The organism is Coralloluteibacterium thermophilum, from assembly GCF_042654365.1.
Lineage (GTDB): Bacteria > Pseudomonadota > Gammaproteobacteria > Xanthomonadales > Xanthomonadaceae > Coralloluteibacterium > Coralloluteibacterium thermophilum.
This window is the reverse complement of record NZ_JBHSGG010000033.1, coordinates 36,158-61,468: the sequence shown is the minus strand read 5'-3', so window position 1 is coordinate 61,468 and position 25,311 is coordinate 36,158. Positions and strand designations below refer to the sequence as shown.

General features: G+C 72.7%; 22 protein-coding genes and 1 tRNA gene. 16 read left to right on the top strand and 7 right to left on the bottom strand.

Annotation, left to right across the window (positions count from 1 at the left end; translation table 11 throughout):
- Positions 1 to 104: 104 nt before the first annotated feature.
- Positions 105 to 977, top strand: coding sequence for an RNA polymerase-binding protein DksA (gene dksA / locus ACFO3Q_RS11905; RefSeq protein WP_377004943.1), 873 nt, complete (start codon positions 105 to 107; stop codon positions 975 to 977).
- Between the two features lie 97 nt (positions 978 to 1,074).
- On the opposite strand, the gene ACFO3Q_RS11900 is transcribed toward dksA, so the two are convergent.
- From ACFO3Q_RS11900 to cysS, 3 genes are read right to left on the bottom strand one after another with little or no spacing between them, the layout of a single operon-like run.
- Entirely contained in the window at positions 1,075 to 2,142 is a 1,068-nt protein-coding gene (locus ACFO3Q_RS11900) for a phospholipase A (protein ID WP_377004942.1), read from the bottom strand.
- Positions 2,143 to 2,195: 53 nt separating this feature from the next.
- A complete protein-coding gene (locus tag ACFO3Q_RS11895; RefSeq protein ID WP_377004941.1) occupies positions 2,196 to 2,633 on the bottom strand; it encodes a SufE family protein in 438 nt (145 codons plus the stop codon).
- 4 nt (positions 2,634 to 2,637) lie between these two features.
- Positions 2,638 to 4,017: a cysteine--tRNA ligase gene (gene cysS / locus ACFO3Q_RS11890; RefSeq protein WP_377004940.1), complete on the bottom strand. Its 1,380-nt coding sequence runs from the start codon at positions 4,015 to 4,017 to the stop codon at positions 2,638 to 2,640.
- Between the two features lie 177 nt (positions 4,018 to 4,194).
- On the opposite strand from cysS, the gene ACFO3Q_RS11885 reads away from it, so the two are divergent.
- The 12 genes from ACFO3Q_RS11885 (at position 4,195) to ACFO3Q_RS11830 (ending at position 17,609) form a co-directional block, all read left to right on the top strand.
- The gene (locus ACFO3Q_RS11885) at positions 4,195 to 4,791 is read left to right on the top strand and encodes a glycine zipper 2TM domain-containing protein (protein WP_377004939.1); all 597 of its coding nucleotides are present in this window, start codon (positions 4,195 to 4,197) and stop codon (positions 4,789 to 4,791) included.
- A 317-nt stretch (positions 4,792 to 5,108) separates the two neighbouring features.
- Positions 5,109 to 6,125 carry an N-acetylornithine carbamoyltransferase gene (locus ACFO3Q_RS11880; RefSeq protein ID WP_377004938.1) on the top strand — a complete coding sequence of 339 codons (1,017 nt, stop codon included), beginning with the start codon at positions 5,109 to 5,111 and terminating at the stop codon, positions 6,123 to 6,125.
- A 166-nt stretch (positions 6,126 to 6,291) separates the two neighbouring features.
- Positions 6,292 to 7,497, top strand: a complete 1,206-nt coding sequence (locus tag ACFO3Q_RS11875) for an argininosuccinate synthase (protein WP_377004937.1) — start codon at positions 6,292 to 6,294, stop codon at positions 7,495 to 7,497.
- Positions 7,498 to 7,662: 165 nt separating this feature from the next.
- Positions 7,663 to 8,757: an acetylornithine deacetylase gene (locus ACFO3Q_RS11870; protein WP_377004936.1), complete on the top strand. Its 1,095-nt coding sequence runs from the start codon at positions 7,663 to 7,665 to the stop codon at positions 8,755 to 8,757.
- A gap of 59 nt (positions 8,758 to 8,816) precedes the next feature.
- A complete protein-coding gene (locus ACFO3Q_RS11865; protein ID WP_377004935.1) occupies positions 8,817 to 10,133 on the top strand; it encodes an acetylglutamate kinase in 1,317 nt (438 codons plus the stop codon).
- Positions 10,134 to 10,135: 2 nt separating this feature from the next.
- Positions 10,136 to 10,411, top strand: coding sequence for a hypothetical protein (locus tag ACFO3Q_RS11860; protein WP_377004934.1), 276 nt, complete (start codon positions 10,136 to 10,138; stop codon positions 10,409 to 10,411).
- Positions 10,408 to 11,382 (top strand): N-acetyl-gamma-glutamyl-phosphate reductase, encoded by a 975-nt coding sequence (argC, locus tag ACFO3Q_RS11855; RefSeq protein ID WP_377004933.1) that lies wholly within the window; start codon positions 10,408 to 10,410, stop codon positions 11,380 to 11,382. Before ACFO3Q_RS11860 ends, argC begins: the two co-directional genes overlap by 4 nt.
- A 103-nt stretch (positions 11,383 to 11,485) precedes the next feature.
- Positions 11,486 to 12,778, top strand: a complete 1,293-nt coding sequence (argH, locus tag ACFO3Q_RS11850; RefSeq protein ID WP_377004932.1) for an argininosuccinate lyase — start codon at positions 11,486 to 11,488, stop codon at positions 12,776 to 12,778.
- A 78-nt stretch (positions 12,779 to 12,856) separates the two neighbouring features.
- Entirely contained in the window at positions 12,857 to 13,978 is a 1,122-nt protein-coding gene (gene proB / locus ACFO3Q_RS11845; RefSeq protein WP_377004931.1) for a glutamate 5-kinase, read from the top strand.
- On the top strand, positions 13,975 to 15,264 hold the full coding sequence (locus ACFO3Q_RS11840) for a glutamate-5-semialdehyde dehydrogenase (protein ID WP_377004930.1): 1,290 nt from the start codon (positions 13,975 to 13,977) through the stop codon (positions 15,262 to 15,264). Before proB ends, ACFO3Q_RS11840 begins: the two co-directional genes overlap by 4 nt.
- Before the next feature lie 46 nt (positions 15,265 to 15,310).
- A complete protein-coding gene (locus ACFO3Q_RS11835) occupies positions 15,311 to 16,189 on the top strand; it encodes a DUF72 domain-containing protein (RefSeq protein WP_377004929.1) in 879 nt (292 codons plus the stop codon).
- Positions 16,190 to 16,283: 94 nt separating this feature from the next.
- Positions 16,284 to 17,609 (top strand): cytochrome P450, encoded by a 1,326-nt coding sequence (locus ACFO3Q_RS11830; RefSeq protein WP_377004928.1) that lies wholly within the window; start codon positions 16,284 to 16,286, stop codon positions 17,607 to 17,609.
- On the opposite strand, the gene ACFO3Q_RS11825 is transcribed toward ACFO3Q_RS11830, so the two are convergent.
- The 3 genes from ACFO3Q_RS11825 to cydX form a co-directional block, all read right to left on the bottom strand.
- Positions 17,588 to 17,664: transfer RNA gene (locus ACFO3Q_RS11825), tRNA-Pro, on the bottom strand. The genes ACFO3Q_RS11830 and ACFO3Q_RS11825 overlap by 22 nt on opposite strands.
- A 67-nt stretch (positions 17,665 to 17,731) precedes the next feature.
- Positions 17,732 to 19,120, bottom strand: a complete 1,389-nt coding sequence (hemN, locus tag ACFO3Q_RS11820; RefSeq protein WP_377004927.1) for an oxygen-independent coproporphyrinogen III oxidase — start codon at positions 19,118 to 19,120, stop codon at positions 17,732 to 17,734.
- On the bottom strand, positions 19,095 to 19,319 hold the full coding sequence (cydX, locus tag ACFO3Q_RS11815) for a cytochrome bd-I oxidase subunit CydX (protein ID WP_377004926.1): 225 nt from the start codon (positions 19,317 to 19,319) through the stop codon (positions 19,095 to 19,097). Before cydX ends, hemN begins: the two co-directional genes overlap by 26 nt.
- A gap of 273 nt (positions 19,320 to 19,592) precedes the next feature.
- On the opposite strand from cydX, the gene cydD reads away from it, so the two are divergent.
- Positions 19,593 to 21,302 (top strand): thiol reductant ABC exporter subunit CydD, encoded by a 1,710-nt coding sequence (gene cydD, locus ACFO3Q_RS11810; RefSeq protein ID WP_377004925.1) that lies wholly within the window; start codon positions 19,593 to 19,595, stop codon positions 21,300 to 21,302.
- Positions 21,299 to 23,005: a thiol reductant ABC exporter subunit CydC gene (cydC, locus tag ACFO3Q_RS11805; RefSeq protein WP_377004924.1), complete on the top strand. Its 1,707-nt coding sequence runs from the start codon at positions 21,299 to 21,301 to the stop codon at positions 23,003 to 23,005. The genes cydD and cydC overlap by 4 nt, the downstream gene beginning before the upstream one ends.
- Positions 23,006 to 23,046: 41 nt before the next feature.
- On the opposite strand, the gene ACFO3Q_RS11800 is transcribed toward cydC, so the two are convergent.
- Complete coding sequence (locus tag ACFO3Q_RS11800; RefSeq protein ID WP_377004923.1) at positions 23,047 to 23,805, bottom strand: helix-turn-helix domain-containing protein; 759 nt, start codon at positions 23,803 to 23,805, stop codon at positions 23,047 to 23,049.
- Positions 23,806 to 23,918: 113 nt separating this feature from the next.
- Between ACFO3Q_RS11800 and hisS the strand changes: the two genes are divergently transcribed.
- A complete protein-coding gene (gene hisS / locus ACFO3Q_RS11795) occupies positions 23,919 to 25,298 on the top strand; it encodes a histidine--tRNA ligase (protein WP_377004922.1) in 1,380 nt (459 codons plus the stop codon).
- The last annotated feature ends 13 nt before the right edge of the window (positions 25,299 to 25,311 follow it).

Sequence of the window (25,311 nt, the reverse complement as noted above, 5' to 3'; positions counted from 1 at the left end):
AGTCACTAGGCTATAACACGCCGCCGCTGCGCCTCAAGGCGACGCGGGGTACGACAGTAAGGACCGTCGCGGCCGCAGCAACCGCTGCATGCCGCGCGACATGCGTGTCGGGCGGGCCGGAGGGTCGATCACCACACAGCCGAGGAACGCCCGACGTGGCCGTCAAGAAGAGCGCAACGAAAACCGCCAAGCCAGCCGCCGCGAAGACGACGCCGAAGAAGAGCGCGGCACCGGCAAAGACATCCACGAAGCCAGCGGCCACGACGGCGAAGAAGCCCGCCCCGAAGAAGGCGGCGCCCGCCAGGAAGGCCGCAGGCAAGACGGTCGCCAAACCGGCTCCCACGCCGGCGAAGGCGCCCGCCAAGAAGGCGGCGGCTCCGGCCGCCGCAGGGAAGAACGCAGTGAGCAAGACCGCAGCAAGCACGACCAAGGACAGCGGCAAGAAGGCCGCTCCCGCCAAGACCGCCCCGGCGAAGGCCGAGGCCAAGGGCGCCCGCGCCCGCGCCGCAGCGCCCGCCTCGCAGCGCGAGCCGGTGACCCTCCGTCCCGCGGCCGCGAACAACCAGCGCGTGACCCTTCCTCCGGGCTACAGGCCGTCGCCCGACGAGGAGTACATGAATCCGATGCAGCTGGAGTATTTCCGCCAGCGTCTGCTCAAGTGGCGCGACGACCTCGTCGAGGAGTCCAAGCAGACCATCGAGAACCTCAAGGAAGAAGTGCGCGACGTCGGCGACGAGGCCGAGCGGGCCACGCGCGAGACCGAGAACTCGCTCGAGCTGCGCACCCGCGACCGCTACCGCAAGCTGATCAACAAGATCGACAGCACCCTGCGCCGCGTCGACGACGGCAGCTACGGCTACTGCGTGGACACCGGCGAGGAGATCGGCCTGGAGCGGCTCGAGGCGCGCCTGACCGCGGAACGCACGATCGACGCGCAGGAGCGCTGGGAACACCTCCAGCGCCAGATGGGCGACTGAGGAAACCCGCCGCCCGCGCGATCCTGGAGAAGCCCCGCCCTGCGGGGCTTCTTCGTGTCGGCGCCTCCCCCGCGCAGGCGGATTCCGCCGCCGCCCGTCAGTACCACTCGAGCAGGGAGACGCCCAGGCCGACGTAGGTCGCCTTGTGGTTGTAGTCGATCAGGCTTTCCCCGTAGCCGTGGAAGACCTGCAGGTAGCCGTGGAGGGAGCCCCTGATCGGGTAGGTCCACTCCAGCTGCACCGCGCCACGCGACGCATCGCCGCCCTTGAGGGTGTGCCGCAGCAGCAGGGCCAGTTCCTGGTCGCCGAGCTGGCGGACGATCTGCAGCTCGCCGCGGCCGACGTAGTCGGCGATGTCCGGGTTGTCGTCGTCCTCGAAGCTCGACTCGCTGACGCGGCTCCACAGCCGCGGGGTCACCGTCCAGTCGCCGCGCTCGAAGCCGGCGTGCAGGATCACCCGGTTCCAGCTGCGCGAGAACGGGTCGCTGCGCCCGTTGGACTGGTGGTTGATGCCCAGGCCCAGCATCTGCCCGTGCCAGCCGAGCAGGTTGTAGCTGGTGCGGAAGGCGAGGATCGCCTCCGGCTCGTAGTTCGTCTCGCGGAACGGGCGGGAGGCGTCGGTGTTGAAGACCTGCCAGCGGGAGCTCTGGGTGTAGGCCAGCCAGAGGTCGCCCACGCCGCCGAACACGCCCTGCCAGGCCTTGGTCTTGAAGCTGACCTGGAACTTGGTCTCCAGGGCGTCGAGGTCCATCGGCTCCATCACCCGGTTGCGCGGGTTCGGGCTGTCGGGCGCGGCATTGGTGGCGCTGCTCCAGAACACCGGCAGCAGGTACACCGGGCGGTGGGCGCGGAAGTTGAAGATGCCGAGCCTGGACTCCGGTTCGAGCTCCCAGCGGCTGTCCAGGCGCGAGCCCCGGGCGGCGGCGGCGACCTCGGCGCGGGGACGCACCGCGAACAGGGTGTCGCGGTCGAGCGGCGGTGCGCTGCGGCGGGAGGTCTGGAGGCGCGGGTCGGGGCGGCCCAGCGCCTGGTCGTAGCAGGCGAGGCGGTCGGCATCGACGGTGATGGCCGTGCAGGCCTCCGGGGTTTCCGGGTCGGGCAGCTGCTGGGCGTGCGCGAGCGGGGCCAGGGCGAGGAGGGCGACGGGCAGGGGCCGGCGCGGCATGCGCATGAGCGTCTTCCGGTGAAGGGCGGGCGGAGCCGCGGCGGCGGCGCGGATCACTGTCCGAGGCGCGCGCGCGCCGTGTCCTGGATGTGCTGGAGCAGGGCGCCGAGCCCGTTGCTGCGGGTCGGCGACAGGTGGCGCGCCAGGCCGATGTCGGCGACGAAGCGCGGCGCCGTGTCCAGGATCTCCTGCGCGGGGCGCCCCGAGTACACCCGCAGGGCGAGGTAGATCAGGCCGGAGACGATGGCCGAGTCGCTCACCGCGCGGAAGTCGATGCGCGCGGCGTCGCCCTCGGCCACGATCCACACCATCGACTGGCAGCCGTGCAGGCGGTTCTCCTCGGTGCGCGCCTCCTCCGGGAAGGGCGGCAGCTTGCGGCCGAGGTCGATCAGGTACTGGTAGCGCTCCGACCAGTCGCCGAAGAAGCCGAATTCCTCGGCGATGGCGGCCTGCGCGGTGGCGGCGGTGGGTTCGGTAGGGAAGTCGGTCATCGGCTCACCCCGCCCGCTTCCAGCGCACGCCCTGCGGCGTGTCCTCGAGCAGCACGCCCTCGTCGGCGAGCTGCCGGCGGATGGCGTCGGCGCGGGCGAAATCCCGCGCCTTCTTGGCCGCCGCGCGCTCGTCGACCAGGGCCTGGATGCGCGCCTCGTCGCCGGCGTCGGCGCCGCGGGCGAACCAGGCCGCGGGCGACTGCTGCAGCAGGCCCAGGGCGCGTCCCGCCGCCACCAGCCGTGCGCCGAGTGCGCGGGCGGCCTCGGGGTCGGCGCTGCGGCGCGTCTCCGCCGCGATCTGCGCGATCTCGGCCAGGGCGTTCGGGGTGTTGAGGTCGTCGGCGATGGCGGCCTCGATGGTCTCGGGAATGGCGGTGCCGGCCGCGGCCTCGGGCTCCAGCCCGAGGTCGCGGAGCGTGCCGTAGAGCCGGTCCAGCGTGCGCACCGACTGCTCGATCAGTGCGTCCGACCAGTCGAGCGGCTGCCGGTAGTGGGCCGAGAGCAGGGCGTAGCGCAGCGCTTCGGGCGGGTGGGCGCGCACCAGGTCGTGGACCCGCTCGATGTTGCCGAGCGACTTGGACATCTTGGCGCCGCCGAAGGTCAGCATGCCGTTGTGCAGCCAGAACCGGGCGAAGGTGCGGCCGCCGTGGGCGCAGGTGCTCTGCGCGATCTCGTTCTCGTGGTGCGGGAACTGCAGGTCCACGCCGCCGGCGTGGATGTCGATGGTCTCGCCGAGATGGGCGGCGGCCATGGCCGAGCACTCGATGTGCCAGCCCGGGCGCCCGCGTCCCCAGGGCGAATCCCACCCGGGCAGGCCGTCGCCGGACGGCTTCCACAGCACGAAGTCGCCGGGGTCGCGCTTGTAGGGCGCCACCTCGACCCGGGCCCCGGCCAGCATCTCCTCGGGATCCCGCCCCGAGAGCCTGCCGTAGTCGGGGAAGCTCGCCACCGAGAACAGCACGTGGCCCTCGGCCGCGTAGGCGTGGCCGGCCTCGACCAGGCGCCCGATCATCGCGACGATGGCGTCGATGTTGCCGGTCGCGGTCGGCTCCAGGTCGGGCGGCGCCACGCCCAGCGCCGCCATGTCCTCGCGGTAGGCGGCGGCGAAGCGCTCGGTGATCGCGCCGATCGGGACGCCCTGGGCCTGCGCGGCCTGGTTGATCTTGTCGTCCACGTCGGTGATGTTGCGGGCGTACACCACCCGCGGGTAGCGCCGGCGGAGAGCCTCCACCAGCACGCCGAACACCACCGGGCCGCGCGCGTTGCCGATGTGCACGTAGTTGTAGACGGTGGGGCCGCACACGTAGAGCGTCACGCGGTCGGGGTCGGCGGGCCGGAACGGCTCGACCTGGCGCGAGAGGCTGTTGTGGAGGCGTAGCTGCATGGGCGGATGAATGGCGCGTGGCTGACCGCGCAGTCTAGCAAGCAACCGGCGCCGTTTAACGGAATCTAAAGCAGTGATTCAGGCGCCCGGTGCTGGAATCATGGCCGTGCGAACCGACGCGCCAGGGGAGATGATGGCGCCCGGGCTTCGAGTCGATTTCCGCGGGAGAAACCACTGATGCAGTTGCGCGCTTCCATTGTTTCCACGCTCGTCCTCGCCGGCTTCGCGGCCGCCCCGGTGCTCGCCCAGACCTCCCATCTGCCTCCGCCGCCCCCGGCCGCGTACCCGCAGCCGCTGTCCCCGCCGGCCCCGCCGACGGAGAACGTCAACTACGGCTATGCCCAGGTGCTGCGCGTGAACCCGGTGTACGAGGACGTGCGCTGGACCACGCCGGAGCAGCGCTGCGACAGCGAGCCCTACCAGCGCATCGAGAACCGCAGCGGCAACGCCGGCACCGCGATCGGCGCCATCCTCGGCGCTGTCGCGGGCCGCCAGGTGGGCGACGGCCGCGGGCGCGACGCCGCCACCATCGCCGGCGCCGTGGCCGGCGGCGCCATCGGCCGGCAGGTCGAGCGCAACCAGACCACGACCACCTACGAGAGCGGCTGCTATACGGTGGACGTCGAGCACAGCGAGCGCCGCATCGCCGCCTACGACGTGGAGTACAGCTACAAGGGCGAGGTCTACGGCTCGCGGATGAGCTACGACCCCGGCCAGCGCCTGCGCGTGCGCAGCACGGTGGCCCCCGCCGAGGACAACGGCGTGGCGTACTGAGCCGCACCGCCTCCACGCCGCGACGGCCGGGCTCGCCCGGCCGTCGTCGTTTCCCGCACAGGGCGCTTGCGCGCCGCAGCACGCACTGCCATCATCCGCCGCGCATGACGACGCCCCGCGCCGACGCCGACATCCTCACCTCCGCCCGCATGGCGTCGGGGATGACCTCGCGTGCCCGCCGACCGTTTCCCCGCACTCCCGCTGGGTAGACGGCGCGCACCGTCATTTCCGTTGCACAAGGAAAACCCAGCTTTCGCGCTGGGTTTTTCCGTTTCTGGTTTCCGCTCGACCGACCTCCCACAACTTCCGGAACCGCGATGACGTCCACTCCGATCCGCCATTTCCTCAACACGCAGGACTGGTCCCGTGCCGAGCTCGATGCCGTGCTGGCCGACGCCGCCCGCTTCAAGCGCGAGAAGCTCGGCGACGCGCTCAAGGGCAAGGCCATCGCGCTGGTGTTCTTCAACCCCTCCATGCGGACCCGGACCAGCTTCGAGCTGGGCGCCTTCCAGCTCGGCGGCCACGCGGTGGTGCTGCAGCCCGGCAAGGACGCCTGGCCGATCGAGTTCGACCTCGGCACGGTGATGGACGGGGAGAGCGAGGAGCACATCGCGGAGGTGGCGCGGGTGCTGTCGCGCTACGTGGACATGATCGGCGTGCGGGCGTTCCCGAAGTTCGTGGACTGGACGCGCGACCGCGAGGACATCGTCCTGCGCAGTTTCGCGAAGTACGCCACGGTGCCGGTCATCAACATGGAGACCATCACCCATCCCTGCCAGGAGCTGGCTCACGCGCTGGCCCTGCAGGAACGCTTCGGCACCACCGACCTGCGCGGCAGGAAGTACGTCCTGACCTGGACCTACCACCCCAAGGCGCTCAACACCGCGGTCGCGAACTCGGCCCTGACCATCGCCACCCGCATGGGGATGGACGTGACCCTGCTGTGCCCGACGCCGGACTACATCCTCGACGAGCGCTACATGGACTGGGCGCGCGCCAACGTCGCGGAATCCGGCGGCAGCCTGGCGATCAGCCACGATCCCGACGCCGCCTACGCCGGCGCCGACGTGGTCTACGCCAAGAGCTGGGGCGCGCTGCCGTACTTCGGCCGCTGGGAGGAGGAGAAGCCCATCCGCGACCGGTACCGGCACTTCATCGTCGACGAGCGGAAGATGGCCCTGACCAACGACGGCGTCTTCAGCCACTGCCTCCCCCTGCGCCGCAACGTCAAGGCCACCGACGCCGTCATGGACTCCCCGAACTGCATCGCCGTGGAGGAGGCGGAGAACCGCCTGCATGTGCAGAAGGCGGTGATGGCGGCGCTGATGAGGTGAAGCGGGAAGGGGGAATCGGGAAGAGGGAGGGCGAGGCCGCCGTTCCGTGTTCCGCTCCCCCTGTCCAGGCGCTTCAGAAGAACATGTGGCCACCCGACCGCGGCGGCCGATCCGTTCCCGATTCCCCATTCCCGATTCCCGACCCCACTCCCGCACCTCCAAGACCATGACCACGCCCACCGACTCCAACGCCATCGTCCTCGCCTTCTCCGGCGGCCTCGACACCAGTTTCTGCATTCCCTACCTGCAGGAGCGGGGGTGGGCCGTGCATACGGTCTTCGCCGATACCGGCGGGGTGGATGCGGAGGAGCGGGCCTACATCGAGCAGCGCGCGAAGGAGCTGGGCGCGGCGAGCCACGTCACCGTGGACGGCGGCCCGGCGATCTGGGACGGCTTCGTCAAGCCGTTCGTGTGGGCCGGCGAGGGCTACCAGGGGCAGTACCCGCTGCTGGTCTCGGACCGCTACCTGATCGTCGACGCGGCGCTCGCGCGCGCGGCCGAGCTGGGGACCAACGCCATCGCCCACGGCTGCACCGGCATGGGCAACGACCAGGTGCGCTTCGACCTCGCGGTCAAGGCGCGCGGCAGCTACCGCATCGTCGCGCCGATCCGCGAGATCCAGAAGGAGCACACCCAGACCCGCGCCTACGAGCAGGCCTACCTGGAGGAGCGGGGCTTCGAGGTGCGGGCCAAGCAGAAGAGCTACACCATCAACGAGAACCTGCTGGGCGTGACCCTCTCCGGCGGCGAGATCGACCACTGGAAGGCGCCGGGCGCCGGCGCGCGCGGCTGGTGCAGGCCGCGCAGCGAATGGCCGGAGGATGCGCTGCGGGTCACCCTGACCTTCGAGAAGGGCGAGGCGGTGGCGCTGGACGGCCAGCGCATGCCCGGCGCCCAGCTCCTGGCGAAGCTCAACGGCCTGTTCGCGGCCTACGGCGTGGGTCGCGGCATGTACACCGGCGACACCACGATCGGGCTCAAGGGCCGCATCGTGTACGAAGCGCCGGGCATCGTGGCCCTGCTCACCGCGCACCGCGCGCTCGAGGAGGCAGTGCTCAGCAAGCAGCAGAACCGCTTCAAGCCCGAGGTCGCGCGCAAGTGGGTGGAGGTCGTCTACGAGGGCTTCTTCCACGACCCGGTGAAGACCGACCTGGAGGCCTTCCTCGCCTCCAGCCAGGCGACGGTCAACGGCGACGTCGTGCTGGAGACCAGCGGCGCCCGCGTGGACGCGGTCGAGATCCGCTCCCCGCACATCCTCAACGCCAAGGGCGCGGTCTACGCCCAGTCGGCCGACTGGGGCGTCGAGGAAGCCGAAGGCTTCATCAAGCTGTTCGGAATGAGCTCGACGTTGTGGGCGGAGGTGAATCGCTGATCGGGTGAGGCGGGAAGGGTGAAGCGGGAATCGGGAAGGGGGACCCGAGGGTCGTCCTGGTAGTGCAGCCTCGGCACGCCGTCCGTCCCCGATCCTCCGGCCCGCTCCCTCGACATCCAGCCGTTCCCGTTTCCCCCTTCCCGATTCCCGCAGTTCCTGAACGCCATGCCCCTCCTCGACACCACCCTGGACCACCTCCGTGCCCTGGTCGCCTGCGACACCCGCAATCCGCCGCGGGAGATCGGGACCGGCGGCATCTTCGACGTCATCCGCGCGGCGCTGCCGGACTTCCGGGTCGAGGTCACCGACCACGGCGCGGGGGCAGTGAGCTGCCTCGCCGTGCGCGGTGCGCCGAAGATCCTGTTCAACGTGCACCTGGACACCGTGCCGGACTCGCCGCACTGGTCCGCGGACCCGCACGTGCTGCGCGTGGACGGCGAGCGTGCGATCGGCCTCGGCGCCTGCGACATCAAGGGCGCGGCCGCCGCGCTGCTGGCCGCGGCGGCCGCGACCCGCGGCGACGCGGCCTTCCTGTTCACCACCGACGAGGAGGCCAACGACGCGCGCTGCATCGCGGCCTTCCTGGCCCGGAAGCTGCCCTTCGAGACGGTGATCGTCGCCGAACCCACCATGGCGGAGGCGGTGCTCGCCCATCGCGGCATCAGCTCGGTGCTGATGCGCTTCGCGGGTCGCGCCGGGCACGCCTCGGGACGCCAGGATCCCGCCGCCAGCGCCCTCCACCAGGCCATGCGCTGGGGCGCCCGCGCGCTCGACCACGTCGAGTCGCTGGCCCATGCGCGCTTCGGCGGACTGACCGGGCTGCGCTTCAACATCGGCCGGGTGGAGGGCGGGATCAAGGCCAACATGATCGCGCCGTCGGCCGAGCTGCGCTTCGGGTTCCGGCCGCTGCCGTCGATGGACATCGACGACCTGCTCGCGACCTTCGCCGGCCTCGCCGAGCCCGCGGCCGCCGAGTTCACCGAGACCTTCCGCGGGCCGAGCCTGCCGGCGGGCGACATCGCCGGTGCGGAGGAGAAGCGGCTGGCCGCGCGCGACGCGGCCGACGCGCTGGGGCTTCCGATCGGCAACGCGGTGGACTTCTGGACCGAGGCCTCGCTGTTCTCGCAGGGCGGCTACACCACCTTCGTCTACGGCCCGGGCGACATCGCCCAGGCGCATACCGCCGACGAGTGGGTCGCGCTCGACCAGCTCGACCGCTACGCCCATTCCGTCGTCCGCATCCTCGAACGGACCGCCTGATGTTCCTCGCCGATCCCGCCACCCCTGCGCCGCCGCGCGCGCTCCGCAAGACTCCGTCGATGCCCGCCAACGTCCAGACCCGCCAGACCATCGTGCGCCTGCTCTCGAGCATGGCCAGCGCCAAGGAGATCTCGCAGTACCTCAAGCGTTTCTCGCAGCTCGACGCCAAGCGCTTCGCCGTGGTGAAGGTGGGCGGCGCGGTGCTGCGCGACGATCTCGACGCGCTCACCTCGTCGCTGTCCTTCCTGCAGGAGGTGGGCCTGACGCCCATCGTCCTGCACGGCGCCGGCCCGCAGCTCGATGTGGAACTCGCCGCCGCAGGCATCGAGAAGACCACGGTCAAGGGCCTGCGGGTGACCTCGCCGGAGGCGCTGGCCATCGTCCGCCGGGTGTTCCAGGCGTCGAACCTGCGCCTGGTCGAGGCCCTGCAGCAGGAGGGCGCGCGCGCGACCTCGATCACCGGCGGCGTGTTCGAGGCCGACTACCTCGACCGCGACACCTACGGCCTCGTCGGCGAGGTCAGGGGCGTCAACCTCGCGCCGATCGAGGCGAGCCTGCACGCCGGCTCCATCCCCGTCATCGCCAGCCTCGGCGAGACCGCGGGCGGGCAGATCCTCAACGTCAACGCGGACTTCGCGGCGAACGAACTGGTCCAGGTGCTGCAGCCGTACAAGATCATCTTCCTCACCGGCACCGGCGGCCTGCTCGACGAGCGGGGCAGGGTGATCGACTCGATCAACCTGTCCACCGAGTACGAGCACCTCATGGCGCAGCCGTGGATCAACGGCGGCATGCGGGTCAAGGTCGAGCAGATCAAGGACCTGCTCGACCGTCTGCCACTGACCTCCTCGGTCTCGATCACGCGGCCTGCGGACCTGGCGAAAGAACTCTTCACCCACAAGGGTTCGGGCACCCTGGTGCGCCGCGGCGAGCGCGTCCTGCGCGTGAACGCCTGGGACGAACTCGACCTGCCGCGCCTGCGCACCCTGATCGAGTCCAGCTTCGGGCGCACCCTGGTCGAGGACTACTTCGAACGCACGACGCTGGAGCGCGCCTACGTCAGCGAGAACTACCGCGCGGCGATCGTCCTCACCCGCGAGGGCGCGTTCACCTACCTGGACAAGTTCGCGGTGCTGGACGACGCGCAGGGCGAGGGCCTGGGACGGGCGGTCTGGAACGTCATGCGCGAGGAGACGCCGAAGCTGTTCTGGCGCTCGCGGCACAACAACCAGGTCAACATCTTCTACTACGCGGAATCCGACGGCTGCTTCAAGCAGGAGAAGTGGAAGGTGTTCTGGTACGGCCTCGACGGCTTCGACGAGATCCAGGCCTGCGTCGCGCACTGCGCGGTGCGGCCGGCGACCCTGGTGGGCTGAGCGTGGCGACGGATGGACTGCCCGCGGCCTGGCGCGAGGCGCCCGCGCTGCACGGCAGGCATGCCGCGCTGGAGCCACTGCACGCCGGGCATGCCGCGCTGGAGCCACTGCACGCCGGGCATGCCGACGCGCTGCGCGACGCCCTGGCGGGCAGCGGCCTGGACCGGCTCTGGCACGCCGACGGTACGCCCCGCGACACCGTCGCCTTCTCCATCATCGACACGGAATGGCCGGGGGTTCGCAACCACCTGCTGTCCCGACTGGACGCATACGCATGAGCAACAGGACCTTCACCCTCGGCATCGTCGGCGCGCGCGGCCACACCGGCGCAGAGCTGATCCGGCTGGTCGCCGCCCACCCCGCGCTCGACCTGGCCTTCGTCTCCTCGCGGGAACTGGCCGGCCAGCGCGTGGCCGACCACAACGACGCCTGGCGCGGCGAGCTGCGCTTCGAGAACCTCGAGCCCGCGGCGGTCGCCGCCAAGGGCGCCGACGTGGTCGTGCTGGCCCTACCCAACGGCAAGGCGGGTGCCTACGTGGAGGCCATCGACGCCGCCGCGCCGGAGACCCTCGTGGTCGACCTGTCCGCGGACTACCGGTTCGACGCCGGCTGGTACTACGGCCTGCCCGAGCTCACCCGCGACCGCTACGCCGGCCAGCGCCGCATCAGCAATCCCGGCTGCTACGCCACCGCCATGCAGCTCGCGATCGCGCCGATGCTGGCCGACCTCGCCGGGCCGCCGCAGTGCTTCGGCGTGTCGGGCTACTCCGGCGCCGGCACCACGCCCTCGGACAAGAACAACGTCGAGCTGCTGCGCGACAACCTGATGCCCTACGCCCTGGTCGACCACCTGCACGAGCGCGAGGTGAGCCGGCACCTCGGGGTGCCCGTGGAGTTCATGCCGCACGTGGCGCCGCACTTCCGCGGCATCACCATGACCGTCAACATGTGGCTGCAGGCGCCGATGAAGCGGGACTTCATCCACACCCGCTACGTGCAGCGCTACGCCGGCGAGAAGCTGGTGAAGGTGCTCGACGACGCCCCCTGGGTCAGCCGCATCGCCGGCCGCCACGGCGTGGAGATCGGCGGCTTCGCGGTCGCGCCGGGCGGCAGGCGGGTGGTGGTGGTCGCCACCCTGGACAACCTGCTCAAGGGTGCCGCCACCCAGGCCATGCAGAACATCAACATCGCCCTGGGCTGCGGGGAGCTGACCGCCCTCGGCGGTCGGGGCGAGGGCGGGAAGGGGTGAGGAACGGCCCTCACGCCGGCCGTGGCTTCCTCATATTCTCATTCCTCACTACTCTCGCTCCTCCACCTCCCTTCACACACGCCTCCCCGCCCATTCCTGCCGTATGACCGATCTCCTGTGGCAAAAGTCCGGCGTCGCGACCGACGCGCGCATCATGCGCTTCCTCGCCGGCGACGACGTGGTGCTCGACCGCGAGCTGTTCCTGTACGACATCGAGGCCAGTGCGGCGCACGTCGGCGGGCTGGCCAACATCGGCATCGTGAGCGAGGACGAGGCCCGGGCCATCCGGCGCGAGCTGGCCAGCCTGGCCGACGATTTCCGCAGCGGGGCCTTCGTGCTCGACGAGCGCTTCGAGGACGGCCATTCCGCCATCGAGGCGCGCCTGACCGAACGCCTGGGCGACAGCGGCAGGCGCGTGCACACCGGCCGCAGCCGCAACGACCAGGTACTGGTCGCCAGCCGCCTGTGGCTGAAGGCCAGGCTGCGCGAGCTGGCCGACGTGGCCCGCAGCGTCGCCGAGGTCTGCCTGGCGCGGGCCGAGGTCGAGGCCCTGCCGATGCCGGGCTACACCCACGTCCAGCGCGCGGTGGTGTCCTCGACGGCGATGTGGTTCGCCGGCTTCGCCGAGTCCTTCATCGACAATGCGCAGCGCGCCGACCAGACCCTGGCCCTGGTCGACGCCAATCCCCTCGGCACCGCCGCCGGCTACGGCGTCAACCTGCCGCTGGACCGCGACCACACCACGCGCGCGCTCGGCTTCGGGCGCATGCAGGTCAGCCCGATCTACGCCCAGCTCTCGCGGGGCAAGTTCGAGATCGCCGCGCTCGATGCCCTGGGCGCCGCGGTGCTCGACCTGCGCCGCATCGCCTGGGACCTGTCGCTGTTCACCACGGCCGAGTTCGGTTTCGTGACGCTGCCCGCGGAGTTCACCACCGGCAGCTCGATCATGCCGAACAAGCGCAACCCGGACGTGGTCGAGCTGATGCGCGCCAGCTACGCGCCGGTCGCCGCGGCGCGCACCGAGATCGAGCAGTTGCTGTCCCTGCCGTCCGGCTACCAGCGCGACCTGCAGCTCAGCAAGGGCTCGATCTTCCACGGCTTCCGCCACGGCCTGGACGCCCTGGCGTTGCTGCCGGACCTGCTCGCGCGCCTGCAGTGGAACGAGACCGCGATGCGCGCGGCCATCGAACCGTCGATGTACGCGACCGACGTGGCCATCGAGGCCGCCGTCGCGGGCGTCCCCTTCCGCGACGCCTACCGCGCCGCGGCCGACAGCGCCTCCGAGGCGGGGCAGGGGCGTACGCCCGAGACCAGTCTCGCCGCGCGCACCTCGCCCGGTGCGGCGGGCGACCTCCGCCTCGACGTGCTGCGCGAGCGGCTGCGGGCGCTGGACTAGGCGCATGCGCATGCCCCGGCCCTGGCGACCTGACGTTCCGTGCGGCGCGGGCGCGGCCGCGGCCGGGGAGGGACGCGCATGAGCGCATTCCGCGAGCAGCGCCTGCCGCCCTGGCGCCGCGCGGTACTGAAGGTCGGCAGCAGCCTGCTGGCGGCCGACGCGCACGGGCTCAGCCCACGCCACGCGCTGGGCCTCGCGCAGTTCGTCTCGGCCAGCCGCACCCAGGGGCGCGAGGTGGTGATCGTCTCCTCCGGCGCCGTGGCGGCCGGCCGCACGCTGGTGCCGCGGGCGCCCGAGGCCGGCGCGCCGATGGCGGCGCGGCAGGCGCTCGCGGCGCTCGGGCAGGCCCGCCTGATGGCGCTCTGGCAGCGCTTCTTCGAGGTGCCGGTCGCCCAGGTGCTGCTGACCCACGACGACCTGCGCAACCGCCGCCGCTACCTCAACGCCCGTGCGACCCTGCTCGAACTGCTGCGCCTGGGCGCGCTGCCGGTGGTGAACGAGAACGACACCGTCTCGGTGGACGAGCTCAAGCTCGGCGACAACGACAACCTCGCCGCCATCGTCGCGGCCCTGGTCAACGCCGACGTGCTGTTCATCGCCAGCGACGTGGACGGCCTCTACAGCGCCGATCCGCGGCTCGATCCCGTCGCCCAGCCGGTGCAGGCGACGCTCGGGGTCTCGCCCGAGCTCATGGGCTTCGCCGGCGGGGCAGGGACGCGCTCGGGGACGGGCGGCATGCGCACCAAGCTCGAAGCCGCCGCCCGCGCCTCGGCTGCCGGCGTGGACACCGTGATCTTCAACGGCACGCGGCAGGACGTGCACCGTCTGCTCGCCGAGGACCGCCTGCTCGGCACGCGCATCCAGGCGGAACGCAGCCGCCCCGCCGCGCGCAAGCACTGGCTGCGCAACGCGCCGGTCGGCGGCGCGCTGGCGGTCGATGCCGGCGCGGTGGAGGCCCTGCGGACGCGGGGCGCCTCGCTGCTCGCGGGCGGCGTCCGCGAGGTCGTGGGCGAGTTCGCGCGCGGCGACGTGGTCGAGGTGCGGGACGCCGGGGGCGGTGCTGTCGCCCGCGGCCTCGTGCAGTACGCCGCGGCCGACGTGCGGCGCATCGCGGGGCGCCACAGCCGCGACATCGACCTGCTGCTCGGCTACAACTACGGCGAGAGCGTCGTGCACCGCGACGACCTGGTGCTGCTGTGAGCGAGCCGCATCAGGGCGGGAGCGCACTGGTCGAGGCCCTGCGCGCCTGCCGCGCGGCCGCGGCCGGCGTCGCCGCCCTCGATGCGGCGCGCAAGCGGACCCTGCTGGAAGCGATGGCCGACGCCATCGAGGCCGCCGCGCCGGACATCCTCGATGCGAATGCCCGCGACCTGGCCGCGGCCGACGCCCGCGGCATCGGCCCGGCCCTGCGCGACCGCCTGCGGCTCGACCCGGACCGCCTGCACGGCATCGCCGCCGGGGTGCGCGGCGTCGCCGCGCTGCCGGACCCGGTGGGGCGCACGACACGGCGGGAAACCCGCCCCAACGGCCTGGTGGTGGAACGCGTGCGCATCCCGCTGGGCGTGGTCGCCATGATCTACGAGGCGCGCCCGAACGTGACCGCGGACGCCGCCGCGCTCTGCCTGCAGGCCGGCAACGCCGTGGTGCTGCGCGGCGGCAGCGAGGCCATCCATTCCAATACCGCCATCGCCGGGGCGCTGCGACGCGCCCTGCGCGGGGAGGGCGTGCCGGAGGCCGCGGTGAACCTGCTGACCGACCTGCGCCGCGAGGCCATGGTCGAACTGCTGCGGCAGAACGAGCTGGTCGACCTCGCCATTCCGCGCGGCGGCGAAGGCCTGATCCGCTTCGTCGCGGAGCACGCGCGCGTGCCGGTGATCCGCCACTACAAGGGCGTCTGCCACCTCTACGTCGACCGCGCCGCCGACCTGGGGCTGGCGCTCGACCTGCTCGTGGACGGCAAGACCTCCCGGCCCGGCGTGTGCAACGCGCTGGAGACCCTGCTGGTGCACGCCGACGTCGCCGACGCCTTCCTTCCGCGGGCGGCCGCAGCGCTGTCCGCCCGCGGGGTCGAGCTGCGCGGCGACGCCGCGACCCGTGCGCGGCTGCCCACCGTCCGCCCGGCCGCGGAGGAGGACTACGGCGCCGAGTTCCTCGATCTCGTGCTCGCGGTCCGGGTGGTGGACGATCTCGACGCGGCGGTCGCGCACATCCGGCGCCACGGCTCGGACCACACCGAGGTGATCGCCACGACAGACCCCGACGCCGCCTCGCGCTTCGTCGCGGCGCTGCGTTCGGCGGTGGTCATGGTGAACGCCTCCTCGCGCTTCTCCGACGGCGGCGAGCTGGGCCTCGGCGCCGAGATCGGGATCTCCACCACGCGCCTGCACGCCTACGGGCCCATGGGTGCGGAGGCCCTGACCATCGAGCGCTTCGTGGTCCGCGGCGAGGGCCAGGTGCGGCACCCGGCGTCGCGCGGCGCCGGCTGATCCGGCTTCACCCGGTGCAGCCCGCGGAACGCCTAGCGTGCGCCGCATGGGCATCCGCATCGGCATCTCCGGCTGGCGCTACGCGCCGTGGCGCGGCGTGTTCTATCCCGAGGGGCTGCCGCAGCGCGAGGAACTGGCCTACGCCGCACGCTGCTTCGGCAGCGTCGAGATCAACGGCTCCTTCTATTCCCTGCAGACGCCGAAGAGCTGGGCGGCCTGGCACGACGCCACGCCGGAGAACTTCGTGTTCGCGGTGAAGGCGCCGCGCTTCGTCACCCACATGCGCCGCCTGCGCGACGCGGAGAAGGCGGTCGCCAACTTCTTCGCCTCGGGGGTGCTGCGCCTGCGCGGCAAGCTCGGTCCGGTGCTGTGGCAACTGCCGCCCAGCCTGAAGTTCGACCGCGGGCTGCTGGCGGACTTCCTCGCGCTGCTGCCCCGCGACACCGGCGAGGCGCGGGCGCTGGCCCAGCGGCGCGACACCGCGATCATGCGCGGGCGCACGGCGCTGGCCATCGACGCCGTGCGTCCGCTGCGGCATGCCTTCGAGGTCCGGCATGCGAGCTTCCTCGACGAGGCCTTCCTCGATCTCCTGCGGGACCACGGCGCCGCCCTCGTCGTGGCCGACGCCGCGGCCGAGTGGCCCTATGCCGAGGACGTCACCGCCGACTTCATGTACCTGCGCCTGCACGGCGCGACCGAGCTCTACGCCAGCGGCTACGACGCCGCGGCGCTGGCGGACTGGGCGCGGCGCATCCGCGCCTGGGCCGACGGCGGGCAGGTGGAGGACGCCCGTACGGTGCGGCCGGGCGCGCCGTCGCCGGTGCCGCGCGACGTGTACTGCTACTTCGACAACGACAGCAAGGTGCGCGCGCCGTTCGACGCACGCGCGCTGATGGACCTGCTGCGCGCGCAGGCGCGGGACTGAGGCGCGGGATTCACCGGCACGCGACCGGTTCCTGCCTAGTCTGGCGACGCGGCTGCGGCCGCGCTCTTCTCCGATGCACCACAGGGAGCCAGCGATGCCCGGGATTCCGCGCGACTCCGCCTTCGACAGCTCGATCGCCTTCATGCGCGAGGGCTATGCGTTCATCCCGCGGCGGCGGGCGCGCTACGGCAGCGACCTGTTCCAGGCGCGCATCATGCTGCGCAAGGCCATCTTCGTCGGCGGCCCGGATGCCGCCCGCATGTTCTACCAGCCCGACCGCTTCACGCGGAAAGGTGCGCTGCCGCCCTCCGCGGTCGCCCTGCTGCAGGACTACGGCAGCGTGCAGCTCAAGGACGGTGCCGCCCACCGCAGCCGCAAGCGCCTGTTCACCGGCCTGCTGGACGTGCAGGGCACCGCGGACCTCGCCACGGCGGCGGAGGACGCCTGGGCGCGCGAGGTGCCGGCCTGGACCGGGCGCGTCGTCCTGCACGACGCCTTCCAGGCGCTGCTCTGCCGCGCCGCCTGCCGCTGGGCGGGGATTCCCGAGGCGCAGGCCGACCTTCCTCGGCGCACCCGCGAATTCGCGGCGATGATCGACGGCGCCGGCGCGGTCGGACCGCGCAACTGGCGCGGCCTGCTGCTGCGCGCGCGCTGCGAGCGCTGGGCGCGCGGCCTGGTCCGCGCGGTGCGCGACGGCAGCCTCGACCCGGGCAGCGGCTCGCCCCTGGCCGCGGTCGCGGCCCACTGCGACCCCGATGGCGAACCGCTGCCGGTGAAGATCGCCGCGATCGAACTGCTCAACCTGCTGCGCCCGACCGTGGCCGTGGCGCGCTTCCTGACCTTCGGCGCCCTGGCCCTGCACGCGCATCCGGAATGGCGCGCCCGCCTGGCGCAGGGCGACCGCGGCGACCTGGAGCGTTTCGCGCAGGAGGTGCGGCGGTTCTACCCCTTCTTCCCGGCCGTCGGCGGCCGTGCCACCCACGACTTCGAGTGGCAGGGCCACCGGTTCCGCAAGGGCGACTGGGTCATGCTCGACCTCTACGGCAGCAACCGCGACCCGCGCCTCTGGAACGATCCGGAGCGCTTCGACCCCGAGCGCTTCCGGGACTGGCAGCCGGACCCGTACACGCTCGTCCCGCAGGGCGGCGGCGAACTCGGCGTCACCCATCGGTGCCCCGGCGAACGTGCGACGGTGGAGATCATGATGCGGCTGATGCGGCGGCTGGCCGGCGAGATCGACTACGCGGTGCCGGCGCAGGATCTGGGCATCGACCTCGGCCGCATGCCGACGCTTCCCGCCAGCGGCTTCGTCGTCGAGGACGTGCGCCCGCGCGGCGCGGGGAAGGCGGCGTCCGGACACGAAAAAGCCGGCGCGGGGCCGGCTTCTTCGTCGAATCTTGGTCGGGGAGACAGGATTTGAACCTGCGACTTCTACGTCCCGAACGTAGCGCTCTACCAGGCTGAGCTACACCCCGATTCGTGAGCCGCGCATGATACCCGCACCGCTTGGCGTCCGGCAAGCGCCGGATGCGAATCCGGGGCTCATACCGCCGGTGCGTGCCGGGCGCCGCCGTGCGCGTAGCGATCGAAGGCGGAGCAGAGCGTCCGCACCAGGCTGCGGCCACGCGGCGTGCACCCGATGCGGCCGTCCGCGATCCAGGCAAGCCCGTCGCGGACGAGGTCGGCGATCAGCTGCGGGTCCTCGATGAGCGCGCCGGCCTCGAAGCCGTGTTCCCGGGCGATGGCCTCGAGCGGCGCCTCAAGGTCGCACATCAGCCGTTCGATCACGGCGCGCCGCGCGACGTCGTCGGCGGTGGTCGCGAGGCCGCGTGCGGTCGGCAGGCTGCCGTTGCGCACCGCATCGCGCCAGAGCGCGGTCGCCGGCTGGTTCTGCGCATAGCCCTGGGCGAACTGGCCGATGGCGGAGGCACCGAGCCCGACCAGGGTGCGGGCGGTATCGGTGCTGTAGCCCTGGAAGTTGCGCACGCGGGCATGGACCAGCCGGTCGTGGGGCAGGGCGAAATGGTCCATCCCCACCGCGACGTAACCCTGGGCCGCCAGCTCGTCCTGGGCCAGCCGCTGCAGGCGGTGGCGCAGCGCCGCATCCGGCAGACGGTCCTCTGGAATCAGGCGCTGATGCCGCTGGCGCTGGGGCAGGTGCGCGTAGCCGTAGAGGGCGATGCGGTCCGGACGCAGGGCGGAGACCAGGCGCAGCGTCTCCCGCACACTCTCCTCGGTCTGCCCCGGAAGGCCGTAGATCAGGTCGAAGTTGATGCCCTCGACGCCCGCGGCACGCAGCCATTCGACGGACTGCTCGACCAGCGGGTAGGGCTGCTCGCGGTGGATCAGGCGCTGCACCTCGGCATCGAAGTCCTGGATGCCCAGGCTGATGCGCCGGAAGCCGGCGCGCCCGAGGGCGTCCGCGTACTCGGCGCCCAGCTCGCGCGGGTCGATCTCCATCGCCAGTTCCGCGTCGTCGGCGATGGCGAAGCGCAGGCGCAGGTGGTCGAGCAGGCGCTCCAGGTCGTTGAGCGACAGCAGGTTGGGCGTGCCCCCGCCGAAGTGCACCGCCGCGACCGGCTGGCGCCGGCCGAGCGCGGCGGCGACCAGGTCGATCTCGGCGATCAGGTCGTCCACGTAGACGCTGACGCGCTCGCGGTGGTTGCGGGTGGCCTGGGTCCGGCAGCCGCAGTACCAGCACAGCGCCGCGCAGTAGGGCACGTGCAGGTAGAGCGACACCGCCTCCTCCGCCGGCACCGCGGCCAGCCATGCGGCGTAGGTGCCCGGACGCAGCGGCCCGAACTGCACCGCGGTGGGATAGCTGGTGTAGCGCGGAACGGGCCGGCCGTAGCGGGCGAGGAGGCTGGGCGGCAGCGCGGCGTCGTCGTCCGTGCAGGGCCGCGTCTCAAACGATGCGATCGCCGCGTTCATCGCGTTGCTCCCGCTGTTCGAGCCACGTTCCGTTGAGCACGGCGAAGCCGGCGGCGGCGCCGATGCCGAGGAGCCAGGCGAAATACCACATGGCGGTGCATGTCCTTTCGTGCGCGCCGGGAGCTGCCCGGCGCGGCGTGGTGAATCCACGGCGCGCATGGTCGGGCGGGGTGGGGCGGGGGACATTGATCTGGATCAAATCAGGCTCAGGGCTTAGGGCTTGGGGCTTGGGGCTTGGGGCTTGGGGCTTGGGGCTTGGGGCGTGGGGCTTGGGGCTTGGGGCGTGGGGCATGGGGCGTGGGGCTTGGGGCGTGGGGCATGGGGCGTGGGGCAAGGGGCAAGGGGCAAGGGGCAAGGGGCGGGCTCAGTCCCCTGTGCCCTGTGCCCCATTCCCTGTGCCCCAGGCCCCAAGCCCCAAGCCCGAACCAGGCCCTACAATGTCCGCCATGCCCTGCGTCCCCCCGATCTCCCCATGACCGACCCGCTGGCGGCGCGTGCCGCCGAGGTGCAGGCGCGGCGTCGGCGGGAGCGCTGGCTGGGGGCGCTGGCGGCGCCGGCCCGGCGGCGTCTGGCGGTGGCGGGGCTCTGTCTTGCCCTGGCGGGGTGGCTGCTGGTGCCGCAGGCGGCGGCCATCGCCTGGGTGATCCAGGGCGTGCTGGTCGAGGGTCTGGCGCCGGGGGGGCTGTTGCCGGCCTTCGCGCTCCTGGGCGGCGTGCTGGTGCTGCGCGCGCTGCTGGCGTGGGCGGGGCAGAACGCTGCGGGCGCCGCCTCCGAGACCATCCGGCGCGAGCTGCGGGCGCGCCTCTACGCACGCCTGCTGGACGCCCGGCCGCGCTGGCTGCGCCGCCGGCGGGGCGGCGAACTCGCGGAGTTGATGCAGACCCACACCGACGCCCTCGACGGCTACTACGCCGGCTACCTGCCGACCCGCATCGAGGTGTTCGCGGTGCCCCCGGTGCTGCTGCTCGCGGTGTTCTGGGTGGACTGGGTGGTCGGCCTGGTGCTGCTGCTCACCGCGCCCCTCGTCCCGCTGTTCATGATGCTGGTCGGCTGGGGCGCCGAGGCGGCGGGGCGCGAGCAGCTCGGGGAGCTGGCGCGCATGAGCGGCCATTTCGCCGACCGCCTCAAGGGGCTGGGCCTGATCCGCCTCTACGGGCGGGCGCGCGAGGAGCTGGAGGGCATCCGCCACGCCGTCGAGGGCGTGCGCGTGCGCACCCTGCGGGTGCTGCGCATCGCCTTCCTGTCGTCCACGGTGCTGGAGTTCTTCGCGTCGGTCAGCGTCGCGGTGGTCGCCCTCTACCTGGGCCTCACCTACCTGGACATGATCGACCTCCGCGGCGGCGCGCCGCTCAGCCTCGGCGTCGGCGTGTTCTGCCTGTTGCTGGCGCCGGAGTTCTTCGCGCCGCTGCGCCGGCTGGCCGCGCACTACCACGACCGCGCCGGGGCGCTGGCCGCGGCGGCGGAGATCGAGGAGCGGCTCGACGCCCTGCCGGAGCCTGCAGCGGGAGCGGCAGCGCCGCGGGCCCGCGGGCCCGCGCCGGGGCTCGTGGTCGAGGATCTCGCGCTGCGCCCGGAGGGCGCGCCGCAGCGCGTGGTCGAGGCGCTCGGATTCGCCCTGGCGCCGGGCACGCGGCTCGCGGTCGTCGGCCCCAGCGGATGCGGCAAGACCACCCTGCTGGAAGCGCTCGCCGGCTGGCTGGAGCCGGAGGCTGGCGGCGTCCGCATGGAGCCCGCGGCGCGGATGGGCTATGCGAGCCAGCAGCCCTACCTGTTCCCGGGCTCCATCGCCGACAACCTGCGCCTGGCCAGGCCGGACGCAAGCGATGCCGAACTGGTGGCGGCGGCCGAGGCGGCGCAGGTGATGCGCTTCGCTGCCCGCCTGCCGCGCGGACTGGACACCGTGATCGGCGAGCGCGGCTTCGGCCTCTCCGGCGGCGAGGCGCGGCGCGTGGGCCTGGCGCGGCTGTTCCTGCGCGACCCGGCCCTGGTGCTCCTCGACGAGCCCACGGCCTTCCTGGACCCCGCCACGGAGGCGGACCTGCTGGCGGCTCTCGACCGCTTCCTCGCAGGCCGCACCCTGGTGATGGCGACCCACAGCACCACCGCGCTGAGGCTGGCGGACCATGTGCTGGAGCTGCCGGGCGGCCGCATGCGGGCCCGCGCGGCGGAGGTGCCGGCATGAACGCACCGCGCGACGGCCTGCTGCGGATCGTGCTCGCGCATCGCTGGCGCGTGCTCGCCACGGTCGTGCTGCTGCTCGCCACGATGCTCGCGGGCGTCGGCCTGCTCGCGGTCTCGGGCGGCTTCCTCACCGCGGCGGCGCTGGCGGTCGGCGGCATCGCCGGTGGCTTCAACCTGTTCATGCCCTCGGCGGGCATCCGCGGCCTGACCGCCGCGCGCATCGTCTCGCGCTACGGCGAGAAGCTGGTGGGCCACGACGCGACGCTGCGCATCGCGCGCGACCTGCGGCTGTGGTTCGTGCGCCGCGCGCTCCCGCTGGCTCCGGCGCGCCTCGGCGCGCTGCGCACCGGCGACCTCGTCGCCCGGCTGGTCTCGGACATCGAGGCGGTGGACGGCCTGCTGGTGCGGGCGCTGGGGCCGCTCGTCGCCCTGATGGCGATGGGCGTGGCGGCCATCGGCGTGGCGGCCCTGCTGCATCCGCCGGCGGGCGGGCTGCTGGCCGCCCTCGCGTTCGTCGTCGGCGTGGCGGTGCCGCTGGTGGTGGCGCTCGGCCGCCAGCGCCAGGAGCACCGGCGCGCCGGGATCCGCGGCCGCCTGCGCACGCTGGCCTACGAAGGCCTCGAAGGCGCCGGGGATCTCGCCGCACTCGATGCCGGCGGCCTCTGGGCGGCGCGCGTGCAGGCCGAGGCCGGGGCGCTCGCGGATGCCGACGCGCGGCGCCGGCGTCGCCTCACCGCGGGGCAGGCGCTGCATGCGCTGGCGGTCGCGGCGGGCCTGGTCGGCATGCTCTGGGTCGTCGCCGGCGCGGCCCATGCGGGCACGCTCGCGCCCGCCACGGCGGCGGCGCTGTTCTTCCTGACCGTGGCGGTGCTGGAGATCTGGGCGGGCGTCGGGGCGGCATGGCAGGCGCTGCAGGCGGGCCTGGCCTCGCTGCAGCGGGTGCGGGCCATCGCCGGCCAGCCGGTCCCGGTGCAGGATCCCGACGTGCCGCAGGCCCTGCCCGCGGGGCCGCAGCCGCTGCGCGTGGAGAACCTGCGCTTCGCATGGCCCGGCGCGGAGCGCCCTGCGCTGGACGGCGTGGATCTCGAACTGCGCCCCGGCGAGCGCATCGCCCTCTGCGGGGACAGCGGCTCGGGCAAGTCCACGCTCTCGGCCCTGCTGCTGCGCCTCTGGGATCCTGCGGCGGGACGCGTCAGCTACGGCGGCGTCGATCTGCGCGACGTGGCCCAGGCCGACTGGCACGCGCGCATCGCCTGGCTGCCGCAGAACGCGCCGGTGTTCGCCGGCAGCGTGCGCGAGAACCTGGCGCTGGGCGATCCCGCGGCCGATGCGGAAGCCATGTGGGCGGTGCTGCGGCGCGTCCGCCTGGACGCGACCGTGGAGGCCATCGGCGGCCTCGACGCGTGGGTCGGCGAGAACGGTGCGACGCTGTCGGGCGGGCAGGGGAGGCGCCTGGCGCTGGCCCGGGCCCTGCTGAAGCCGGCCGAGCTGATGGTGCTCGACGAGCCGACCGAGGGCCTCGACCATCCGACGGCGGACGCCCTGCTGCGCGACCTCGCGCAGGCGCTGGACGGGCGCAGCCTGGTGCTGATCACCCACGGCAGGCTTCCGCCGGGGCTGGTGCAGCGCGTCCATCGCGTCGAGGAGGGCCGGCTTGCGGCCGCCCCGGCGCCGGGCGAGGACGCCCTGCCGGATGGGACCTAGCTAGGGCGTAGGGACGCCGTGCGGCGCCCCGGAGGGCGGACTCAGCCGCGCCCGGCGGCGAGGTCGACCAGCCGCTTGCGGTCCAGCAGTTCGACGCCGTGGATGTCGTGCAGGGCGATGACGCCGTCGTGGCGCAGGCGGGTGAAGCTGCGGCTGACCGTCTCCACGGTCAGGCCGAGATGGTCGGCGATGTCCGCGCGGCCCATGGGCAGCACCATGAGCTGCTCGGTGCGCCCCCAGCGCGCGCGCTTCTCGGACAGGTCGAGCAGGAAGGCGGCGAGCCGCTCGATGGGGTTCAGGCGCGCCAGGCCCAGCGCGGTCTCGCGCGCCGCATCGAGCTCGGTCATGGCGCGCGACAGCAGCTTGCGCTCCAGGTCGGGGAAGCGCTCGCGCAGCGCCTGCATGTCCTCCGCCCGGAAGCGGCAGAGCATGGTCTCGGTGACCGCCTCGACGTCGTGGCGGTGCGTCTCCGCGGTGGACAGACCGAGGAAGTCGCCCGGCAGCAGGAAGCCGGCAACCTGGCGGCGCCCGTCGGGAAGCAGCCTCACCAGCCGCAGCGCGCCCGCGGTGACGCTGTAGACCTGGCGCCGCGGATCGCCCTCGCGCACCAGGGTGCTGTTGGGCTGCAGGTGCAGCGAGGAGACCACGGCCTCCAGTGCGCTCACTTCCTCGTCGCCGAGCGCCGCGCAGACGGACAGATGGCGGATGCGGCAGGTCGTGCAGTCCACCGGGGCGCCCCTTGCGGGCCCCGGGCAGTCGGACGCTGCGCGCTGCGGCATCGGGCTGGAGAATCTTGACATGGGGTGAGCCGGTCCGAGTCCGCCGCACATGATACGCCCACGCGCCGTCCTGGCCCCGCGCACCGGTAGAATCGGCGGTCCGCGCCGCAGAAAGACAGTCCCAGGAGTCCCGTTTGATCAAGCCCCGTACCATGCCCGGCGTCATGGAGCTGCTGCCCCGTGACCAGATCGCCTTCCAGCGCATGCTGGACACGATCCGCCGCAACTACGAGCGCTTCGGCTTCCTCCCCGTGGAGACGCCGGTGATCGAGCTCTCCGAGGTGCTGCTGACCAAGACCGGCGGCGAGACCGAGCGCCAGGTGTACTTCGTGCAGTCCACCGGCGCGCTGGAGAAGGAGGCCGGCGGCCTGCCCGAGCACGCCCTGCGCTTCGACCTCACGGTGCCGCTGGCGCGCTACGTCGCCGAGCACGAGCACGATCTCGCCTTCCCGTTCCGCCGCTACCAGATGCAGCGGGTCTACCGCGGCGAGCGCGCGCAGCGCGGGCGCTTCCGCGAGTTCTACCAGTGCGACATCGACGTCATCGGCAAGGACAGCCTGTCGGTGCGCTTCGACGCGGAGATGCCCGCGGTCATCCATGCGGTGTTCTCCGAGCTCGACATCGGTCCGTTCACCATCCAGCTCAACAACCGCAAGCTGATGCGCGGCTTCTTCGAGAGCCTGGGCATCGGCGAACCGGCGCTGCAGACCGACGTGCTGCGCGAGGTGGACAAGATCGACAAGCGCGGCGTCGACGCGGTGCGCGAGACGCTGGTCTCCGAGCCCTTCGGCCTCGACGCCACCGCCGTGCGCCTGCTGCTCGACTTCGTCGCGGTGCGCTCGACCGGCTACGAGGACGCGTTCGCGCGGCTGGACCGCCTGACCGGCAGCAACGCCACCCTGGACGCGGGCGTCGCGGAGCTGCGCGAGGTGCTCGCGCGGGTGCGCGACTTCGGCGTGCCGGAGTCGGACTGTATCCTCAACTTCTCGATCGCCCGCGGCCTGGACTACTACACCGGCACCGTCTACGAGACCACGCTGGACGACCACCCGCAGATCGGCTCGATCTGCTCGGGCGGCCGCTACGACGACCTCGCGGGGCAGTACACGAAGTCGAAGCTGCCGGGCGTCGGCATCTCCATCGGCCTGACGCGGCTGTTCTGGCAGCTGCGCGAGGCGGGTCTGGTGCAGACCGCGGAAAGCTCGGTCGAGGCCCTGGTCGCGCTGATGGACGAGGACGGCCTCGGCCACACTCTCGACATCGCGCGCCGCCTGCGCGCCGGCGGCATCAACACCGAGGCGCAGATGGAGCCGCGCAAGCTCGCGAAGCAGTTCCAGTACGCCGACCGTGCGGGCATCCGCTTCGTGGTGCTCGCGGGCGCGGACGAGCTGGCGCGCGGCGCGGTGACGGTCAAGGACCTCAAGCGCGGCGAGCAGTTCGAGGTGCCGCGGGAGGAACTGGCCCAGGCGCTGCGGGTCGAACTCGAACAGTGGCGGGCGACCCGGGGCCGCTGAGCGCCTTCCGCCG

What these genes read in the sequence shown, in the direction of transcription:
- ACFO3Q_RS11865 (WP_377004935.1), top strand. Translation starts at nt 8,817, where the DNA reads ATGCCCGCCAACGTCCAGACCCGCCAGACCATCGTGCGCCTGCTCTCG.
- cydD (WP_377004925.1), top strand. Translation starts at nt 19,593, where the DNA reads ATGACCGACCCGCTGGCGGCGCGTGCCGCCGAGGTGCAGGCGCGGCGT.
- ACFO3Q_RS11880 (WP_377004938.1), top strand. Translation starts at nt 5,109, where the DNA reads ATGACGTCCACTCCGATCCGCCATTTCCTCAACACGCAGGACTGGTCC.
- ACFO3Q_RS11835 (WP_377004929.1), top strand. Translation starts at nt 15,311, where the DNA reads ATGGGCATCCGCATCGGCATCTCCGGCTGGCGCTACGCGCCGTGGCGC.
- hemN (WP_377004927.1), bottom strand. Translation starts at nt 19,120, where the DNA reads ATGAACGCGGCGATCGCATCGTTTGAGACGCGGCCCTGCACGGACGAC.
- cysS (WP_377004940.1), bottom strand. Translation starts at nt 4,017, where the DNA reads ATGCAGCTACGCCTCCACAACAGCCTCTCGCGCCAGGTCGAGCCGTTC.
- argH (WP_377004932.1), top strand. Translation starts at nt 11,486, where the DNA reads ATGACCGATCTCCTGTGGCAAAAGTCCGGCGTCGCGACCGACGCGCGC.
- ACFO3Q_RS11800 (WP_377004923.1), bottom strand. Translation starts at nt 23,805, where the DNA reads ATGTCAAGATTCTCCAGCCCGATGCCGCAGCGCGCAGCGTCCGACTGC.
- ACFO3Q_RS11885 (WP_377004939.1), top strand. Translation starts at nt 4,195, where the DNA reads ATGCAGTTGCGCGCTTCCATTGTTTCCACGCTCGTCCTCGCCGGCTTC.
- cydC (WP_377004924.1), top strand. Translation starts at nt 21,299, where the DNA reads ATGAACGCACCGCGCGACGGCCTGCTGCGGATCGTGCTCGCGCATCGC.
- ACFO3Q_RS11830 (WP_377004928.1), top strand. Translation starts at nt 16,284, where the DNA reads ATGCCCGGGATTCCGCGCGACTCCGCCTTCGACAGCTCGATCGCCTTC.
- ACFO3Q_RS11875 (WP_377004937.1), top strand. Translation starts at nt 6,292, where the DNA reads ATGACCACGCCCACCGACTCCAACGCCATCGTCCTCGCCTTCTCCGGC.
- argC (WP_377004933.1), top strand. Translation starts at nt 10,408, where the DNA reads ATGAGCAACAGGACCTTCACCCTCGGCATCGTCGGCGCGCGCGGCCAC.
- proB (WP_377004931.1), top strand. Translation starts at nt 12,857, where the DNA reads ATGAGCGCATTCCGCGAGCAGCGCCTGCCGCCCTGGCGCCGCGCGGTA.
- ACFO3Q_RS11870 (WP_377004936.1), top strand. Translation starts at nt 7,663, where the DNA reads ATGCCCCTCCTCGACACCACCCTGGACCACCTCCGTGCCCTGGTCGCC.
- ACFO3Q_RS11900 (WP_377004942.1), bottom strand. Translation starts at nt 2,142, where the DNA reads ATGCCGCGCCGGCCCCTGCCCGTCGCCCTCCTCGCCCTGGCCCCGCTC.
- ACFO3Q_RS11895 (WP_377004941.1), bottom strand. Translation starts at nt 2,633, where the DNA reads ATGACCGACTTCCCTACCGAACCCACCGCCGCCACCGCGCAGGCCGCC.